General features: G+C 32.1%; 17 protein-coding genes. 8 read left to right on the top strand and 9 right to left on the bottom strand.

The window, feature by feature from the left end:
- Window positions 1–145: 145 nt before the first annotated feature.
- On the bottom strand, window positions 146–1141 hold the full coding sequence (gap, locus tag IMCC3317_RS19420; protein WP_160131142.1) for a type I glyceraldehyde-3-phosphate dehydrogenase: 996 nt from the start codon (window positions 1139–1141) through the stop codon (window positions 146–148).
- A 310-nt stretch (window positions 1142–1451) separates the two neighbouring features.
- Here gap and IMCC3317_RS19425 point away from each other — a divergent pair, with 310 nt between their 5' ends.
- From IMCC3317_RS19425 to IMCC3317_RS19440, 4 genes are read left to right on the top strand one after another with little or no spacing between them, the layout of a single operon-like run.
- Window positions 1452–2135: a hypothetical protein gene (locus tag IMCC3317_RS19425; protein ID WP_160131143.1), complete on the top strand. Its 684-nt coding sequence runs from the start codon at window positions 1452–1454 to the stop codon at window positions 2133–2135.
- Complete coding sequence (locus IMCC3317_RS19430) at window positions 2135–2791, top strand: hypothetical protein (protein ID WP_160131144.1); 657 nt, start codon at window positions 2135–2137, stop codon at window positions 2789–2791. Before IMCC3317_RS19425 ends, IMCC3317_RS19430 begins: the two co-directional genes overlap by 1 nt.
- Window positions 2761–3513, top strand: a complete 753-nt coding sequence (locus tag IMCC3317_RS19435) for a sensor histidine kinase (RefSeq protein ID WP_160131145.1) — start codon at window positions 2761–2763, stop codon at window positions 3511–3513. The genes IMCC3317_RS19430 and IMCC3317_RS19435 overlap by 31 nt, the downstream gene beginning before the upstream one ends.
- Window positions 3514–3517: 4 nt before the next feature.
- On the top strand, window positions 3518–4195 hold the full coding sequence (locus tag IMCC3317_RS19440) for a response regulator transcription factor (RefSeq protein WP_160131146.1): 678 nt from the start codon (window positions 3518–3520) through the stop codon (window positions 4193–4195).
- 323 nt (window positions 4196–4518) lie between these two features.
- Here IMCC3317_RS19440 and IMCC3317_RS19445 read toward each other — a convergent pair whose 3' ends face one another.
- The 6 genes from IMCC3317_RS19445 to IMCC3317_RS19470 all read right to left on the bottom strand — a co-directional run bounded on the left by IMCC3317_RS19445 (window position 4519) and on the right by IMCC3317_RS19470 (window position 12981).
- Entirely contained in the window at window positions 4519–8208 is a 3690-nt protein-coding gene (locus IMCC3317_RS19445) for a leucine-rich repeat domain-containing protein (RefSeq protein WP_160131147.1), read from the bottom strand.
- 550 nt (window positions 8209–8758) lie between these two features.
- Complete coding sequence (gene lipA, locus IMCC3317_RS19450) at window positions 8759–9634, bottom strand: lipoyl synthase (RefSeq protein ID WP_160131148.1); 876 nt, start codon at window positions 9632–9634, stop codon at window positions 8759–8761.
- A gap of 265 nt (window positions 9635–9899) precedes the next feature.
- Window positions 9900–11117, bottom strand: coding sequence for an NRAMP family divalent metal transporter (locus IMCC3317_RS19455; RefSeq protein WP_160131149.1), 1218 nt, complete (start codon window positions 11115–11117; stop codon window positions 9900–9902).
- Window positions 11114–11671, bottom strand: a complete 558-nt coding sequence (locus IMCC3317_RS19460; protein ID WP_160131150.1) for an RNA polymerase sigma factor — start codon at window positions 11669–11671, stop codon at window positions 11114–11116. Before IMCC3317_RS19460 ends, IMCC3317_RS19455 begins: the two co-directional genes overlap by 4 nt.
- Window positions 11662–12762: a glycosyltransferase gene (locus IMCC3317_RS19465; protein ID WP_160131151.1), complete on the bottom strand. Its 1101-nt coding sequence runs from the start codon at window positions 12760–12762 to the stop codon at window positions 11662–11664. The genes IMCC3317_RS19460 and IMCC3317_RS19465 overlap by 10 nt, the downstream gene beginning before the upstream one ends.
- A gap of 15 nt (window positions 12763–12777) precedes the next feature.
- Window positions 12778–12981, bottom strand: a complete 204-nt coding sequence (locus IMCC3317_RS19470; protein WP_160131152.1) for a membrane or secreted protein — start codon at window positions 12979–12981, stop codon at window positions 12778–12780.
- Between the two features lie 105 nt (window positions 12982–13086).
- Here IMCC3317_RS19470 and IMCC3317_RS19475 point away from each other — a divergent pair, with 105 nt between their 5' ends.
- From IMCC3317_RS19475 to IMCC3317_RS19485, 3 genes are all read left to right on the top strand, one after another.
- Window positions 13087–13599, top strand: a complete 513-nt coding sequence (locus tag IMCC3317_RS19475; protein WP_160131153.1) for a DUF4136 domain-containing protein — start codon at window positions 13087–13089, stop codon at window positions 13597–13599.
- Between the two features lie 146 nt (window positions 13600–13745).
- Window positions 13746–14138 (top strand): transposase, encoded by a 393-nt coding sequence (locus IMCC3317_RS19480; RefSeq protein ID WP_160129811.1) that lies wholly within the window; start codon window positions 13746–13748, stop codon window positions 14136–14138.
- Window positions 14139–14140: 2 nt separating this feature from the next.
- Entirely contained in the window at window positions 14141–14989 is an 849-nt protein-coding gene (locus IMCC3317_RS19485) for an IS3 family transposase (RefSeq protein ID WP_160129810.1), read from the top strand.
- A 173-nt stretch (window positions 14990–15162) separates the two neighbouring features.
- Here the strand turns inward: IMCC3317_RS19485 and murB are convergent, their stop codons facing one another.
- Window positions 15163–16176, bottom strand: coding sequence for a UDP-N-acetylmuramate dehydrogenase (gene murB / locus IMCC3317_RS19490; RefSeq protein ID WP_160131963.1), 1014 nt, complete (start codon window positions 16174–16176; stop codon window positions 15163–15165).
- Between the two features lie 14 nt (window positions 16177–16190).
- Entirely contained in the window at window positions 16191–17387 is a 1197-nt protein-coding gene (locus tag IMCC3317_RS19495) for a pyridoxal phosphate-dependent aminotransferase (RefSeq protein ID WP_160131154.1), read from the bottom strand.
- A 288-nt stretch (window positions 17388–17675) separates the two neighbouring features.
- Between IMCC3317_RS19495 and IMCC3317_RS19500 the strand changes: the two genes are divergently transcribed.
- Window positions 17676–18890, top strand: coding sequence for an aspartyl protease family protein (locus tag IMCC3317_RS19500; RefSeq protein WP_160131155.1), 1215 nt, complete (start codon window positions 17676–17678; stop codon window positions 18888–18890).
- The last annotated feature ends 340 nt before the right edge of the window (window positions 18891–19230 follow it).

Consider the following 19230-nt stretch of genomic DNA (forward strand, 5'->3'; position numbering starts at 1 on the left):
TAGAAGTCCACAAAAGTGCGCTCTATACTGTCCTTGATGATATCGTTAGATTGAGCTTGGGACAATACGGAGAATAAAGCAAACCAAAAATATAAAATGTGTTTTACTTTACACACCATGAAGTGTTGAATTTATTCAAAAATACTTATTTATTTGAAATATATAGGATTAAATCAATTAATCTATGAGAATAGCCGATTTCATTGTCGTACCAACCGATGATTTTCACCATTTTCCCGATTACAGACGTCATTAACGAATCAAATGTACAGGAATATGGGTTGCCAATTACGTCTACAGAAACAATTGGATCTTCCGTGTATGAAAGAATTCCCTTCAAATTTGTTTCCGATGCTTTTTTGAAAGCGGCATTAATTTCGGCAATTGATGTTTCTTTTTTCACGTTAAACGTGATATCTGTCAAAGAACCATCTGGAACAGGAACACGAATTCCACAACCGCCAATTACATCAGAAAACTCAGGGAATATTTTTGTCAATGCTTTTGCAGCTCCAGTTGTTGTTGGAACAATACTTTGACTCGCGCCACGCGCACGACGTAAATCACGATGCGGTTGATCGTGTAAACTTTGATCTGTTGTATACGAATGAATTGTAGTAATATATGCTTGTTCAATGCCGCACAACTCATTTATCACTTTAATCATTGGTGCTGCATTATTTGTCGTACACGAAGCATTTGAAATGATCGTTTCCGAACCATCCAAAATATGTTCGTTCACACCTAAAACTACCATTTTTATCTCTTCATCTTGCGGCGGAACAGCAAGAATTACTTTTTTTGCTCCATTTATAATATGATGATTTAAAAGCGTTTGCGTTTTAAATTTCCCGGTCGCTTCTACTACAAAATCTACATTGTATGGTTTCCAATTTAGTTGTGTAATGTCTGAAATATTCGTGACAGGAAACGGTTTTCCATCAACTAAAATATCAGTTTTGGTATGTTTCACTTCTTGTTGTAAAACACCGTGAATACTATCATATTTTAATAAATGACTTAATGTTCGAGTGTCGGCTAAATCATTAATCACAACAACTTCAATCGTTGGATGATCTATTAATAAGCGAAAGAAGTTTCGACCAATTCTTCCAAAACCATTAATGGCAACTCTAATCATGCGGGTTTTTATTTGAGTAGCACAAAATTACGATTTTTTTGTTTGAAATAGACACGTTAAATTGTTGGACTTATCTAGCTATTTAATATTCAAAGAAGTAACTTATTCTATATTTGGATTTGATTAAAATTTAAGTATGTAATTTTCACCATATTTAGCAAACAGGTAAAATTACTTGTCGTGAAATATGTTACTTTCTCTACATTTACAGTATTCAAGAAGAGAGAAGATTCTTTTTAAATGTACTTTAAATAATTCACTAACTTACCCAGTTGCTCATCAACAATTGAGTGACTCTAAAACTTAAATTATGGCATCAACGGACTCAATTACTGATTCAATCACAACATGGAACAACATGAGATTGAAAAATCTTGAAGAAATTAAAAATTTATTTACAAACACTGGTAATCACTTTTCATTATCCTTAGGAAATACAAGTATCTGTTCTCATAAATTACATGTATATTTTGCTTATAGCGATGGAGCACTTCAATTCTATGCGATTCCAAGCGATTCTGATGAAAGAAATAAAGAAAGACCTGTTGAAGATTTAGCATTATTTTCAATTCCATTATCAACACAAATGACTAAAATTTTATCTGAAAACCCTGCGGATGAAAAATATATCGATTGGATTAATAATTGGTGCAATGATTCCATAAGAAATAATTGGTTAGATAACGTTTCTAAAAATGGAAATGTTATACAAGCTTTTGTAATTAACACTGCGGATTTTATGATGAATACTACTCATAAATGTTACTTAGCATTACGACCTACTAGTGAAAACGAAAATATATATATGATTGATTTAGTAGTCGAAAATACAAAAACTAATGACATTTTAAATGCTGGATCAGGTGAAACAGAAGGTGGTATAGAACCACAATTTAGAGACATGGCAAGACCAGTTCCACCATTTGGACAAGAAGGACATCTTTCTACCGAAGCTACTAATTTTGGTCTATTAGGATCACTAGGAATTAACTAATGAGTTTAAACACACTTTTTGAAATCCTTACCTATCTTTCTCCACTCGTACTTTTTATAGGTGCGAGTGTAGGAATATATTATTATAAAAATTTAGACACGATTACGAAGTTGTTATTGTTTTTCTTAATTGGAAGTTTGGCAATAGATGTATCTTCTCGTATATTAAGTGAACTTTTCAAAAATAATTTGATCTTATATTTTATACTAAGCTTATTAGAACTTATTGTTTTTTTAAAATTATATCATTTTCTGTCTAAAAATAAAAAACTGGTTTGGACGTTGGGAATTATTGGCGTGTTATATACACTTACAGAATCAATATATCTCAATGCAAACAATGTAGCGCTTTTTCAACCGTATGCAAAAGCGTTAACTCCTTTATTAATAGTAATTATGGCGTTGGTTTATTTTTTCGAATTAATTCGAGATGAAGAAAAACTATACAAAGGAGAAGCACATTATTTATCATTAAACAGTATAATTTTATGCTTTTTTGCATTAGAATTTTTATTTCTATTGCCCATAAATTTTTTAATCAATGAAGGATCTTATTTGGCTGTTTATGTGTTGATGGCACATGTTTTAGTACTCGTTTTATTTTATTCCTACCTAACTTATTTCATATGGAAACATGGCAGAAACCAGAAACAATAATTCTTTGGATTATTATTGTCGGATTATTTTTAGTGGTTCTTTTAACAACAATCATTTTCTTGGTGCGTGCGATATTTAAGAAGATAATTAAAGCGAAAGAAAATGAAGCGCGTACACAATTGGCGTATCAACAAAACTTATTAGAAACAACTATTAAAACACAAGAAATTGAACGTCATCGCATTGCTGCCGATATTCATGATGGATTAATTGGAAAATTGACAGCTATAAAAATGCAGCAAGAAATTAATCAGCAAGATCAGAAAACCATTGATGCGCTTCATGAAAGTATCAACATTGCTCGCAGAATTTCACACGATTTAAGTCCGCCATTAATTGAATATACAAAGCTTCCAGAATTAATTAAAGAGATATTATATCCTTGGGAACAACATCTTTTAATAACGGCTATCTATGATATTCGACAAGAAACCAACGATACAGATGATTTCAAAGTGCAAATCACACGGATCATTCAAGAAATAATTACCAACATTATAAAACATGCAAATGCTACGCAAGCAGTAGTACATTTGAAGCAGACAAAAAACTATATGGCGTTACTAATCAGTGACAATGGAAACGGCTACGATGTGGAAAAAAATAGCAAAGGTTTAGGAACCAAAAACATAGAAACGCGCGTACAATACTTAAAAGGAATTTACAAAGTAACATCGGAACTCAAAAAAGGAACGACGAACCTATTTCTATTCAAAAACTAATAAAATGAAAGATATCATAACAATTACTTTGGTAGATGATGACGCGTTAATTGTGTCGCTTTTGCAAGATTTTTTAGGAAATCAAGAAAATATAGAAATTTGTTACACAGCAGATAGCGGAGAAATGTTGATGGAAAAACTAGCAACAGAAAGTGCGTTACCCGATATTATGATTCTCGATTTAAACATGAAAGGAATCAACGGCGTAGAAGTAACTGAGTTTCTAAAACAAAACTATCCAAGTATAAAAGTCATACTAATGACATCGCATTACAAACGTTCTTTTATGGGATTCATGCTAAAAACAGGCGTTTCGGCGTTCATTCCAAAAGGAATATCTCCAGTACAATTATTAGAAATTATCAGAGAAATCTACGACAAAGGATTTTACTTTATGGACGATCAATTAGGAGTTTTGCGCGAACAAATATCTCACAAAAGTCCGAAACCAACATTAATTGAAAAAAACAAACTCACCGAAAGAGAAATAGAAGTTTTAAAATTGATTTGTTTCCAAAAAACCGCCAAAGAAATAGGCGAGAAGCTCTTCATCACACCACGAACTGTGGAAGGACATAAAAGCAATCTCTTCATAAAAACGGAAGCTAGAAACATTGCAGGATTGGTTATTTACGCAATTCAAAATGATTATATAGAACCGAATGAAATTCCGCTTATCTAGACTTTTTTGAAATTATAAATGTTGAATGCTAAATTTTAAATGTAAAAGTTTGTTGTAGAGCGTCTTTGCGAACAGAGTGAAGTAATCTGTTTCTTTAAAAGTTAGAATACTATATAAATCACAAACCGTCAGTTCGAGTGACAAATCTGTGATTTGGTGTATCGAGAACAGTTTTGAAAACGAGTATTTCTCGATACAATTTTTCTTCATTTCATTGCGAAAAACCACTCGAAAAGACGTTTTGAGTACTAAAAAATAATTTGTGAATTCGTGGCAAATCTTTCAATAATTAAACCTCGTACATTGAGCTTGTCGAAATGTAATCAACTAATTTCTTTCATAATTTTCTCCATCACCTTTGTCAATTGCTCGTCCAAAATTCCTAATCTACTTGCTTCTTTTAGGCTGATAAGTCGTTCTTCTTTATTTCCAGTAAGTTTATTCTCTTCTTTAAAATAAGATGCATATTGAAAAGAAGCGAGTTTTATAATCGCTTTTTGTCTTGAATTCATTTTTTCTTCATCAAAATTCTCTAAACCAGCAAACTTACTCACGATAACACAAAGTACTTTTTTCTCGGAACCTGCTGCAATATTATTCATCGTATTAATGACTTCTTGATCTAGAATATAATCAGAGCCAAAAAAATTAATCGACAACATAAAAATCACCAAATCACTTTCTTCCAATTCCTTTTGAATCTGATCGTGCCATTTGCCAATTGTAATATCTTCACAACTCCAATTATCGGCAACATCAAAGATTTTTAGCATGTTTAAATGCTTTCGCAATTCGTCTTTATATTCCACATCTTTTCGGGAATACGAAATAAATATCTTTTTCATTTTTTTAATGTTTGGATTGTCAGTAAAATTGCGGTATTTATAACTGCGTTGTGTTCTTCCTGCGGTTTTATCTAAATAGAATTTTGTTAATTTTTCACTCTTTTCATCTTCTTTAGAATGCAGTTTTTCTTCTTCTTTCAATGGAAATGAATTAATACTTTCGTGCGTTTTCTTAGAATTGTCTAACGTTTTGTAATGAACAAAATGAGTTCCATCTACCGAAAGGTATAAATCTTTAGGTTTAGTTAATTTTTTAAACTCTTCTTTATAATGATTGTTTAAAAGTTTATTGGCTTCAAGTTTCTCAGAATGAATGTTTTGTTTTAAATCATTTTCTACTTCCTCTTCACTAAATCTATTTATTGTCTTGTTCCAATACAAATACAAAATCTCTCTAAATATCTTCTGAATACAATCGTTCAATTCAGGATCTTTTATTTTTCTTGGTTTAATAGAAACAGAAATCGTCAGTTTAGAAAAGTCTAACTGAATCCAAACTTTAAACTGATCATTTATGGTAAAAATCAACTGGTCGCGCCAATAGTGTTTCTTATCAGGATTTTGCCCATAATGACATATCAATTGATTGATCAATCCAAACGGAATAAAACGTTCAAACTTTAATACAAATGTAGGTTTATTAAAGTCAAACTTTAACAAATCATAAATCTCTGTATCATCAGAAGTCAAGGGTAAATAGTTGGGGATAATGTATTCTTCATTAATTGTATCGTGAAACAACACTTTCTCATTCAATAACAAACGGCGTATTTTTGAATCAACTTTTAAAACATCAAATTCAGTATTTGTTAGTTTTCCTTTTTTATTTTGGATGCTTTTTTTAGATAAAATAGTCTTGTGAATATGTTTCACAATTGCAGCAGGATTTAGCCAAGCGACATCATTTAATTCATCATCATTCTTATAATACAATAACAAACCTTTACGTGCCAATTGTTCCAAATCTTCTTTTAAAAATGTAATTTTTTTAATTTCAGAAAGTTTTTTACGTTCAAATTGTTTACTAATTTCTGTTAAAGTTACATGCTTTTCTTTTTGTTTATTCTTTAAAATATAATGTAAAAACTCAGGAAACCATTCAGGAACTTTTCTTTCTTTTTCCTCTTTTTTAGAAGATTGTTTTTCAACAACATCCCAAAACGTAGCTGTCAAATGGTTTAAAGCAGCAGTGTTTCGAGTGGTTTTATGATTTATATTTAATGAAACATGAAATTCATCAATTACATTATTTAGATCAAAGGTTTCATTCCAATTATTTTTCAAAGGATGTTTATCTGCGTGGGTTTGTACCAACAATAGCGGATCAATATAAGTTTTAAGCGAATCATATCTTTTCAAAAAAGAATATTGCAATTGTGCCAACCAATACATTCTATTGTAATTTCGTGTGCTCAATTCGTTGCTATCTTTTTCTAATAATTTATTAGCATCACTTTTTGGATTCCATACCAGCATATTAACTGCTTCTTGCGTAAAAAATGCTTGATAAATACCATGATAATAATCTTGTCCACCAAAATCATAAAAAATAGCTTTCGGAAGTTTAAAGTTGATTTTTTTTCGCGATTGAATTACAGACAACACATGCGTACTTCGATTACTTTTTCGAAAACTTTTGGTACGGATATATTGAAGCAATGTAGATTTCCCAGAAGCATGATTTCCTAACAGCATTACTTTTACTGGAAGTTGTATAAGCTCTGTGTTTTCTTCTAATTTATAGAGTTCATTTTTGATAGTGTCTAAATGATTTTCACCTTCTTTTAAAACTAAATTTTGTTCTTCAATAAAAGGATTATTATGGATTCTTAAATAGCGTAACGCTTGAAGATTTAAAATTTGTTTTAAAAGATAAATGTTGGAAATTTGATTATCTGAAAGATATAATTTAGTAAGATTGGTTAGTTTCTCTATGTTTTCAATGTTGGAAATTTTATTAGATGAAATATCTAATTGCCTAAGATTAGTTAGTTTCTCAATGTTTTCAATGTTGGAAATTTGATTATTGTAAATACTTAATTGAGTAAGTTTCGTTAGTTTTTCAAGGTTCTCAATTTTGGAAATTTGATTATTGTAAATATCTAATTGAGTAAGATTCGATAGTTTTTCAATGTTTTCAATTTTAGTAATTTGATTAAATGAAATATCTAATTGAGAAATGTTAGTTAGTTTTTCAAGGTTTTCAATTTTAGTAATTTGATTTCCCCAAATACTAAGTTTAGAAAGATTAGTTAATTTCTCAATGTTTTCAATTTTCGAGATTTGATTCATTGAAATATATAATTCATTAAGATTGGTTAGTTTATCAATGTTTTCAATTTTGGAAATTTGATTCCCTGTAATATATAATTCAGTAAGATTGGTTAGTTTCTCAATGTTTTCAATTTTGGTAATTTTATTACTTGCAATATCTAATTGAGTAAGATTCGATAGTTTTTCAATGTTTTCAATTTTTGAAATTTTATTTTTTGAAATATTTAATTTAGAAATGTTGGTTAGATTCTCAATGTTTTCAATTTTTGCAATTTGATTAGATGAAATATCTAATTTCGTAAGATTGGTTAGTTTTTCAATGTTTTCAATTTTTGCAATTTGATTAGATGAAATATCTAATTTCGTGAGATTGGTTAGTTTTTCAAGATTTTCAATTTTTGTAATTTGATTATTGTAAATATCTAATTGTGTAAGATTCGTTAGTTTTTCAATGTTTTCAATTTTTGAAATTTGATTATATGAAATATATAATTGCGTAAGATTGGTTAGTTTGTCAAGATTTTCAATTTTTGAGATTTGATTTCCTGAAATATATAACCATTGTAAGTTGGTTAGTTTCTCAATGTTCTCAATTTTTGAGATTTGATTATTGTAAATACTTAATTCCGTAAGATTGGTTAGTTTGTCAAGATTTTCAATTTTTGAAATTTTATTTTTAGATAAGTTTAAAACTTCAAGTTGAGTGAGTTTGTCAAGATTTTGAATTTTAGTAATTTCATTATCGTTCAAATTCAAACCAATCACTTGCGCATTCGCATCTAAAAGGTATAAGTTTGACTTTTCATACTGTGTAATATCACCTTCATTTTTCGTCTCCGTCAACGTAATCCCATAAACTTCTTCTAATTCTAAAATCTCTTGTGGTTTATTCATGCTGCGCCTTTCGTATAGTTGTGTTGTGTGTGCAATTTGCTGTACGAATACAAGATACGAAATTGTGGGAAAAAATGATGAACGATTGAAGATTGTTGATTTTAGATTTTTGAATAAGAGATTCTTGATACGCAATGAAGCACAGCGCGTCACTTCGAGTTGAGTCGAGAAGGAAGTACTTGTGCTGAGCGGAGTCGAAGTATCCAGAACTGCTTTGAATTACAAAAGTCTATTAGTTTTTAATGTATTTCTCGATAGTTCTGCTGAGTTTGTCGAAGTACAATTTCTTATTCTGCTACGCAATGAAAAATCCACTCGAAAAGACGTTTTGAGTATTTCAATCAATTTCGTCATTGCGAGCGCAGTGAAGCAATCTGTTTCAAAGAAAACTTAGTATATAAATAGTAACAGACTGCCACGTCGCAAACTCCTCGCAGTGACGTTTCCAAAATAATTCGTGCATTCGTGGCACACTTCGACAAGCTCAGTGTTCGTCAGCATCACGTAAGCGTTTTTCAATCATTAAATCCTTTAATCTTTCAATTAAATTTTAAAGAATATGCTTATGCGCTTTATAAGACGAACGTACCAACGCGCCACTTTCAACATGACGAAAACCTAAATCGAGTCCGATTTCACGGTATTTGTCAAACTGAGCTGGCGTAATAAATTCGTGTACAGGTAAATGTTTTTTGCTTGGTTGTAAATATTGTCCAAGTGTTACAATATCTACATTCACTTCTCGTAAATCGTGTAATGTTTGAATCACTTCTTCTTCTCTTTCGCCCAAACCTAACATAATACCCGATTTCGTACGATTAATTCCTTGGTCTTTCAAATACTTTAAAACCCCTAAACTACGATCATATTTCGCCTGAATTCGCACTTCACGCGTCAAGCGACGAACTGTTTCCATATTGTGTGAAACTACTTCTGGAGAAACTTCTACAATACGATCCAAATGACGTTCAATTCCTTGAAAATCGGGAATCAATGTTTCCAAAGTTGTTGTTGGGTTCATCCGGCGGACAGCTTTTACAGTTTCTGCCCAAATAATAGTTCCCATATCTTTCAAATCATCACGATCAACCGAAGTCAAAACCGCGTGTTTTATTTGCATAATCTTAATAGAACGCGCTACTTTCTCAGGTTCGTCCCAAGCAACCGTTTCTGGTCGTCCGGTTTTCACACCACAAAATCCGCAGGAGCGTGTACACACATTTCCAAGAATCATGAAAGTTGCAGTTCCTTCGCCCCAACATTCGCCCATATTTGGACAACTTCCTGAGGCACAAATTGTGTTCAATTTGTATTTATCAACCAATCCACGAAGTTCGGTGTATTTCTTTCCTGTTGGAAGTTTTACACGAAGCCATTTCGGTTTTCCTTTTGGTGGCAATACACTTGCAGTTGCATCTGTACTCATAATCGTTTTCTATTCAATATGAAATGAAGTGCGAAGATACAAAGAATCTGTTTTATATTTGGTAGTTGTTGGTTTGTCTTTTATTGCTTAAAAATTTGTTCTTTGTGTATTTGTGTGTTCGTTTATTTGTTTACACTGAGCCTTTCGACTCTCGCTCAAGATAAACTAAAGTCGAAGTGTTAATTAGTTTTTTTGTTCTTCGGTTATTGTTGATTTGTTCTTCGTTTTTTCTCATAACTCATAACTCATAACTCATAACTCATAACTACATCGTAACTAAATACCAAACCGAAAACCCAGTCAAAAACAAAATTCCCATCCAACTTAGCACGCGCAATCCAAGTTTCGGTTGCCATTCTTCAGGTGTGTGTTTACTTGTAATCAGAATATAATTTGAAATTGCATAAAAAGGTGCTGTGACAAAGGAAAGAATCGTCGCAAGTTTGATTAAGGTTGACATTTCGGTTAAGAATTGTGTCAGAATTAAAATTGTTCCGAAGACTAAAATGAGCATCCAAAAAATATAACTGTGTTTTATAAATCTTCCGAATAATAATTGACTTGCTTTTGCCATTGCTCTCGGCGAAGCGTCCAAAGTTGTCAATGTTGTGCTAAACATCGTAGTAAATGCTGCAATTGCGATAATTAAATACGTTCCGCTTCCTAAATTTTGTGTGTATAAATCAATCAGTTGAGAAGCAAAAACGCCACCTTTTGGCGAAAATTCCGTTCCAGAGCCAAACATTACAAACGCGCCCAAAGCCATAAAACAGATTCCGAGAATTATTGTGATAATGTATCCAAAGTTAAAATCGAATAATGCAGTTTTTGGCGTAAAACTTTCTGTTTCTTGCTTCTTTTCAATTGCCCAAAGCGAATGCCAAATTGAAATATCTAGCGGAGCTGGCATCCAACCCATAAAAACAATTAAAAGTGTAATTCCGCCTGCTTCGATTGGGAAAATTTGCCCCGTAGTTAATGCTTCATTTCCATTAGAAAGCGCAAAAAATACAGCAATAATTGTACTTATCGTCAATGTAACGATAATTATTTTCATTAGTTTATCTAAAATATTGTATCGCCCAATTGCTAAAATTCCTAAACAAATTGCAGTGATAATTGTGCTCCAAATTGCCAAATTAAGCTCTATTCCGAAAAGTTGAGAAGCCAATCCTGCAGTGACAATGGTAACTGCAGTTTGAATCGTAAACATCGTTGCAAATGATAAGATAAAGTATGCAACCAATAAACCTTTGCTGAGTTTTTTATAACCATCTAACAAACTTTCGCCAGTTGCGGCTGCATATCTTGGTCCGAATTGAAAGAAAGGATATTTAAACAGATTCACTAATAACAATGCCCAAAGCAATCCAAAGCCGAATTCGGCACCAACTTTCGTTGAATTTACCAAATGCGAAACACCAATTGCCGCGCCTGCAAATAATAATCCTGGGCCGAGTTTTTTGAGAAAGGAAGCTTTCATTTCTTCTGAATAATTTCTGCCAATAACTTTTTAGCACGCAATAATTTCACCTTTACATTATTCATCGGTTCTTGCAATTGTTCCGAGATTTCCTTGTAACTCAATTCCTGAAAATAGCGCAAATTTATTACTTCTTGGTAATGTGGTTTTAGCTTTTTTATATCGCGTAAAAGCTTCGCTAAATTTTGCTCTGTAATAATTTTATCTTCTGGCGTTGGTCCGTCATCAACAATTTGATAGACTTCTTCTTCCTGTTCTTTTGTAGTTTCAATCGATTTCTTTTTCTTTCGAAGAAAATCAATATGCACATTTTTAGAAATCGTAATTAACCACGTTTTAAACTTATAGTTTTCATCGTAGGTTTCAATTTTATCAAATGCTTTTGAGAAGGTTTGAATCGTAATATCTTCCGCATCATTTTCATTACGAATACGTTTCAGTTGAAAACCATACACATCATTCCAAAAAGAATTAAGCAAAAAATTAAAAGCCACTTGATCGCCCAATTTAGCTTTTTGAATGTTTGCTTTCAGAATCGTATCTGTTATTTCCAATGCGTGGGTTTTGAAGTCAAATTAGCTATAAAGATACCAAAATGAATGATAACTAAAAAGATTTCGAGAATCGGAAGCAAATAAAGTGTGTCTTGTTCTTTGAGTTTGCTGGATGCGAAACCTAGTATGAAATATTGAATGCTAATTCTAAAGGCGAAAATCAACAATGCCATTTGCCAAAATGAAGTGCAAAATAAAAAGATAGCAATTGTCCAAAATAGAAACTGCGTTAAGTAGAAAGTTCCGAGTAAAAATTTATGAATGAATTTATAGTGAGAAGATGTACTGACGTGTCTTCTTTTTTGTTGAAACCACTTGCTAAAACTTGTTTTTGGTTCTGAAATGGTAAAACTGTTTTTAGAAAAACAAATTGCTGTATTTTTACTTGTTGCGGCATCTTTGATGAATAAATCGTCGTCGCCAGAACGTATTTTCATATGATTCACAAAACCGTTAACTCTGTAAAATTCGTCTCTATGATACGCTAAATTTCGTCCAACTGCCGTATATGGAATGCCCATTTTTGCATAACTAAATGCTTGTACGGCCGCCATAAATGTTTCAAACCGTATTAAAAGGTTGAGGAACGAATTTTTTTTCTTCGCGTAAGCGCCATAACCAATTACAATCTTCTTTTTGCTTGAAAAATGCTGTGTCATTTCTGTCAACCAATGTTTGGAAGTTGGTACACAATCTGCATCTGTAAAGACTAAAAAGTCGTTGGTAGCGGCTTTTATTCCAAGTGTCAAGGCATATTTTTTATTTCCCCAAAAAGCTTCATTATTTTCTACATCAACAATTTTGATGTTGTTAGTTGACTTTTGAAAACGCTTCATGATTTCCAAGGTTTCATCAGAAGAAGCATCATTTATCAAAACAAGTTCGAAATTTTTATACGATTGTTGTAATAATTCTGGAAGCAATGTTTCTAAATTTTTAGCTTCATTTTTAGCACAAATTAGCACAGAAACTGGAATGTCGTATTGTTTACTTTTTTTTGTTTTCGCGAAAGCGAATGCGCCAAAAATTAAAAAGTAAATGACTTGAATAGCCGTAATTGCTATAAAAATGTAGAATAGAAGTGTAAGCATGAATGGAATTAAGACTTACTTATGTTCTGGTTCGGCACAAGATTCAAATTTATCAGGCGTTTTTCCACAGAATCCGCAAGCTTCTCCATTTTTGTTTAACATTGGATTTTGACTTGCACATGTTCCTGCAAATTCTCCATCTTTTTTTGCCCAAAGTTTGATTGCAATTCCTGCAACACCGAGCATTAATAAACCAATTGTTAGTGCTAAAAGTTTCATCTGATCCGAATTTTATATCCTCAATAAATCTGGTGCAAAGATACGGTTTTTTATGGAATAATTATTGCTATCTTGTCCTAGTGATTTTAATGAAAAAGAATAGTTATGAAGTATGTGAAAATGGTATTAATTGCAATCGTATTTGTGTCGTGTACAGCACCAAGAGTTGTATATGATTATGATAAGAATGTAAATTTTGCAACGTATAAAACGTATAATTTCTTTCCAGATATACAAACAGGTTTAAGCGAGTTAGACAATAAACGTTTGTTTCGTCAGACAGATTCTATTCTGCAATCGCGCGGTTTTGTAAGAACAGCAACGCCTGATTTTTATATTAATATTGAAACGAGCGCATTTGAACCAAATCGAAATAGTGGCGGCGTTGGCGTTGGAATTGGTAGCGGTGGCGGCGGAATTTCTGTTGGATTACCAATTGGAAGCAACAAACTAAATCAGCAATTAGTATTTGATTTTATAGATGTCCGAAAAGATGAATTATTTTGGCAAGCTGTAGCTGAAGGTTATTACAAAGAAAACGCAACACCACAAGAACGTGAAGCGTATTTTAGAATGGTTTTGTTGAAAGTTTTGGAAGATTATCCGCCGAAGAAGTGACTTCGACTTAGTTTATCTTGAGCTTAGTCGAAAGGCTCAGCCTACTTTTTTTAAGTTAAAAGTTAAAAGTTAAAAGTGAAAAGTGAAAAGTGAAAAGTGTACGTCCCTGATATAAGTTGACCACTTTTAACAAAGAGTGATTAACAATGAAAGCAAATTTAAGAAGTGTCCGTAAACATCGTAAGTACAGTATTGAATTTAAGAAACAACTAGTTTTAGAATTTGAGTCAGGTAAACATAGCGTTCCTGAATTAGAAAAACTTCATGGGATTTCCAATTCAGCTATTTACAGATGGGTTTATAAATTTTCTAACTTTAACCAAAAAGGATATCGCGTAGTGGAACACAAATCAAGTAGTACTAGAAAAGTAAAGTCTTTAGAATCAAAGATCAAAGAGTTAGAAGCCGCTTTAGGTCGTAAACAGATTATGGTAGATTATTTAGAGACGATGATGGAAGTCGCTAAAGAAGAACTTAATATTGATATCAAAAAAAACTTCAACACCTCACCATCCAAAAGTTCACCAAAAAACAAGTAGCCATGTTTTATAGTTTAAATGAGTTATATAAAACCATCGGCATCAGTAAACAAGCGGTATTTCAGTATCAAAAGCGTCAAGAAATTTTTGATACTAAGTTAGTACAGCTAGTTATGGAAGCAGATGAGCTACGAGAGGAACATCCGGGTTGTGGGGTTGAGAAAATGTATTATAGTTTAGCACCAGATTTTATTGGTAGAGATCGTTTTGTAGAAACAATGATGCAGTTAGGGTATCGTTTAAAGCGAAAGAAGAATTACAAACGAACCACTATTGCAGGTAAAATCTACTATCCAAATCTTATCAAAGGCATGCAGGTTAATGCGCCCAATATTATTTGGCAGAGTGATATTACCTATATTAAAGTAGATGGAAAACATTACTACGCTGTTTTTATTATAGATGTTTATACCAAAGAAATCGTTGGTTATAGTGTTACAGATCATATGAGAGCTACCGCTAATGTAAAGGCATTACAAATGGCTTTAAGAGTACATCCGCCACCGAAGTTTCATCATTCTGATAGAGGTAGTCAGTATACATACAAGGGATACATTAAGATATTAAATCAAAACAATACAATGATAAGCATGGCGACAAGCGCACAAGATAATGCATATGCAGAGCGTATAAATAGAACCATCAAAGAAGAGTATCTTAATTACTGGAAGCCTAAAAGCTTTACTCAACTAAAAAGAATGATTAAAAAAGCAGTCAATAATTACAATGAAAAAAGATTGCACAATAATATTGAGAGAAGAATACCTACTCAATTTAGAACAAACTTTTCTTTGTTGGCTAGCCAACAAAGAAAAGTTATTACTATTTTTAACAATGAAATATTAACCTAAAAAACGGTCAACACTATTTAGGGAAGTACAAAGTGGCGAAATTTATTTGAATAAAAGTTGAAAATTGATAGTACAGATTTCACTAATTTTTTAGTTTTGATAACTGATAACTGATAACTGATAACTGATAACTGATAACTGATAACTGATAACTGATAACTGATAACTGATAACTAGATCACATTCACTTCCGCTTCAATCTCAATATTAAATGTCGAGAAAACAGTTTCTTGTATTTTTTTCGCTAATGCGAGGATTTCCGCGCCAGTTGCATTATCATAATTGACCAAAACCAACGCTTGATTTTTATGAACGCCAGCGTCTCCAAATCGTTTTCCTTTGAAACCACATTGTTCTATGAGCCAACCAGCAGGAACTTTAATTTCAGTATCTGAAACTACATAATGCGGAATAGTTGAATGTTTTTTTTGTAAAATTTCAAAATCTGACTTCGAAATGACAGGATTTTTAAAGAAACTTCCGCTATTTCCAATTTCTTTCGGATTCGGTAATTTTCGTTCGCGAATTGCAATTACTGCATCACTCACATTTTTAATCGTAGGATTTGTAATTTTGTTGCTTTCTAATTCTTGCTGAATTGCGCCATACGAAGTATTTAAGTGATGATTTTTATATGTCAATCTGAAAATTACAGACGTAATAATGTATTTACCTTTCGCTTCATTCTTGAAAATTGAATTTCGATATCCAAAATTACAATCTCGAAGTGTAAATATTTTTTCTTCTTGCGTTTCTATATCAATTCCAGTGCAACTGACAAACGTATCTTTCAATTCAACGCCATATGCGCCAATATTCTGAATAGGCGAAGTTCCAACGTTTCCTGGAATTAAGGACAAATTTTCAACGCCACCAAAATCATTTTCAATACACCAAAGTACAAATTCATGCCAATTTTCTCCAGCTTCAATTTCCACTAAAACGTCATTTTCTAAAGTTTCAATGACTTTTTTTCTTTTGCTATTAATATGTAACACAGGAATTTCTAAATCGCGCGTAAGCAACATATTACTTCCGCCACCAAGTACAAAATAGGTTGGAAATTGTGGTAGTTGTAATGCTTCAATCAATTCCGCTTTGTTAGCAATTGAAATAAAGTATTTCGCTTTCGCTGAAATGCCAAACGTGTTAAATTCCTTTAAAGAAATGTCATGTTGGATAGAAATCAAATCGTATCTTTTTAAGATTTAGCGTTGTATACTTTTAGTGCTTCTTTCAATATTTCGACAGCTTTTACTAAACTTTCTTCATTTAATACGTAAGCAATTCGTATTTGATTTAATCCTGTATTTGGCGAAGAGTAAAATCCAGCCGCAGGCGCAACCATGATTGTTCCACCTTTATAATCAAAGCTTTCTAACAACCATTTTGCAAAATCTTCCGCATTTTCAACAGGCAATTCGGCAATGCAATAAAAAGCACCTTTCGGATTTGCCACACGAACGCCTTCAATCTCTTTTAATCCAGCAATGAGTGTATTTCTTCTTTTTACATAATCATCTATTACATCATCAAAATAACTTTGCGGAGTTTCCAAAGCGGCTTCACTCGCAATTTGGGCAAATGTAGGCGGAGATAAACGTGCTTGTGCAAACTTCATTGCAGTAGCCATCAACTCCTTATTTTTAGAAACAATACAACCAATTCGCGCGCCACACATGCTGTAACGCTTTGAAACTGAATCAATCATAATGGCATGTTGTTCTAAATCAGGTTCTTGCATAATGGAATAATGCACCAATCCGTCATATGCAAACTCACGATATACTTCGTCTGCAATTAAAAACAAATCATGCTTTTTAACAATTTTCGCTAATTTTTGTATTTCTTCTTTTGTATATAAATATCCTGTTGGATTCCCAGGATTGCAAATTAAGATTGCTTTTGTTTTTGGAGTAATTAATTTTTCAAATTCTTCAATAGGAGGCAACGCAAAATTATCTTCTATTTTAGAAATTACGGGAACTACTTTTACGCCAGCCGCTACAGAAAATCCGTTGTAGTTTGCATAAAAAGGTTCGGGAATAATGACTTCATCACCAACATCCATCGTACTTCCAAAGGCAAATGCCAAGGCTTCACTTCCGCCAGTTGTTACAATAATGTCTGAAGCATTAACGTGTATATTGTGAAGTGAGTAGTAGTGTGCAATTTTTGTTCTATATTCTTCAGAACCATCAGATTTAGTGTATGCCAACACTTCTAAGTTGTGAACTTTTACAGCATCAAGTGCAATTTGTGGTGTTTTAATATCAGGCTGACCAATATTTAAGTGATATATAGTTTTCCCTTGTTTTTTGGCTTTTTCAGCATAAGGAACCAATTTACGAATTGGTGATTGTGGCATTGTAATTCCTTTGTTGGAAATAGTTGGCATAACCTTGAGTTTTAGTAATCACAAATTTGCAAAATATATTTTACATATAGATCAATAAAGGGTACATTTTAAACAACGTTAAAAATTGCGAAATTTTCGGATAGGAAAAGTAAATTTCGTATATTGGTTTGTTACCAAAACTCCTCTCAATAGTTGTATATACTAAAAAAACATATCGTTCTTATACTGATTTGTATTTGCGGGATTACGCAAGCACAAAACGATTTTAAAATTTTAAATGGAAAAGATAAAGCTTCTGTTTCGTTTAAATTGATAAATAACCTCATTGTGATTCCAGTAGAAATCAATGGAATAAAAATGTCATTCTTATTAGATTCTGGCGTAAATAAACCAATTTTATTCAGTTTGAAGCCTGGTGATTCACTTACTATTGAACAAAAAGAACGCATACAACTTCGCGGATTAGGATCAGGAAATACAATCACAGCCGTAAAAGCACGATCGAACTCTTTCAAAATAAAAAATATTCAAAAACTCAATTTAGAATTATATATCATTCTCGATAAAAATATTAATATGTCCACACGTTTAGGCGTTCCTGTACACGGAATTATTGGTTATGATGTATTTAAAGATTTTATTGTTGAGATTAATTACAACACGGAAAAGATAAAATTTTATAAACCAGAATCCTACGAATATCGTTCGTGTAAGAAATGTACAGATTTACCACTTACGTTCAGAAATAACAAACCTTATATAGACGTAAATGTTACTATTGAAGACAATGAAGTGCCAAATATTCCTGTAAAATTATTGATAGATTCTGGCGGAAGTGACGCATTGTGGCTGTTTAAAGACACTGAAAAAAGGATTAATGTACCTGAGAAAAGTTTTCCAGATTTCTTAGGAAGAGGATTAAGCGGAAGTATTTACGGAACAAGAGCACGTGTAAAAAATTTTAGTATAGGCAATTTTTCATTTGAAAATGCCAAAGTAGCGTTTCCAGATTCTACAGCAATAACGTATGTGAAAAACTTTAAAGAACGAAATGGAAGTCTTGGAGGCGAAATTTTGAAACGTTTTAGAGTTATTTTCGATTATGGAAATAAAAGAATTCGACTCAAAAAAAGTAAATATTTCTCAGAACCTTTTCGCTACAATATGAGCGGAATAGAATTGCAACATAATGGAATGCGCGTTATAAAAGAGGAAAAAAAGCGAAGTGGTGACATACAAACAAATTACGGAAGAAATAGCAGTACTATTGGAGAAGTGAGTGTTGTATATGAACATTACAACAAATTTAGTTTGGTAAAAGCATTTGAAATTGCTGAAATTCGAAAAAATTCACCAGCAGCAAATGCAGGTCTTAAGGAAGGCGATATTATTGTTTCCATTAATGGGCGTGATGTTCATACATACTCGCTTAGCAAAGTATCTGGTTTGCTACAAGGAAAGAAGAATAAAAAAATGCGCATTAAAGTCATACGTGGAAAATCAGTATTGAAATTTGAATTTCGATTGGAAGAAGTACTTTGATTTAGTATCGCTTCGCTCAATTCAAGAATTTAAAAATTCAATGATTCAAGGTTGTTTGTCGACACTGTTTTTTGATTTTAAGAAATAATGTGCAAGTCAGTATGCTCTTTTGTAAATTAGTCGATAGCTTTTAAATCATTTATTAAAAAGTTCGACTTTAGTATTGCTATCGCTCTTAGTATTTTAGAATGTGAATTATTTACACATTAGATAAACCTATAAACCAATAAACTTTTAAACTAGAAACGCTTCGCTTTAGTATGTTAGTATCGGCTTCGCCTGTTGGTATTATTCAATTGTTAAATCTTTCAATCTTTTAATTCATTCAAACAAAAACGCC

Origin of the sequence: Kordia antarctica (assembly GCF_009901525.1) — a bacterium.
In the GTDB taxonomy this organism is placed as follows: domain Bacteria; phylum Bacteroidota; class Bacteroidia; order Flavobacteriales; family Flavobacteriaceae; genus Kordia; species Kordia antarctica.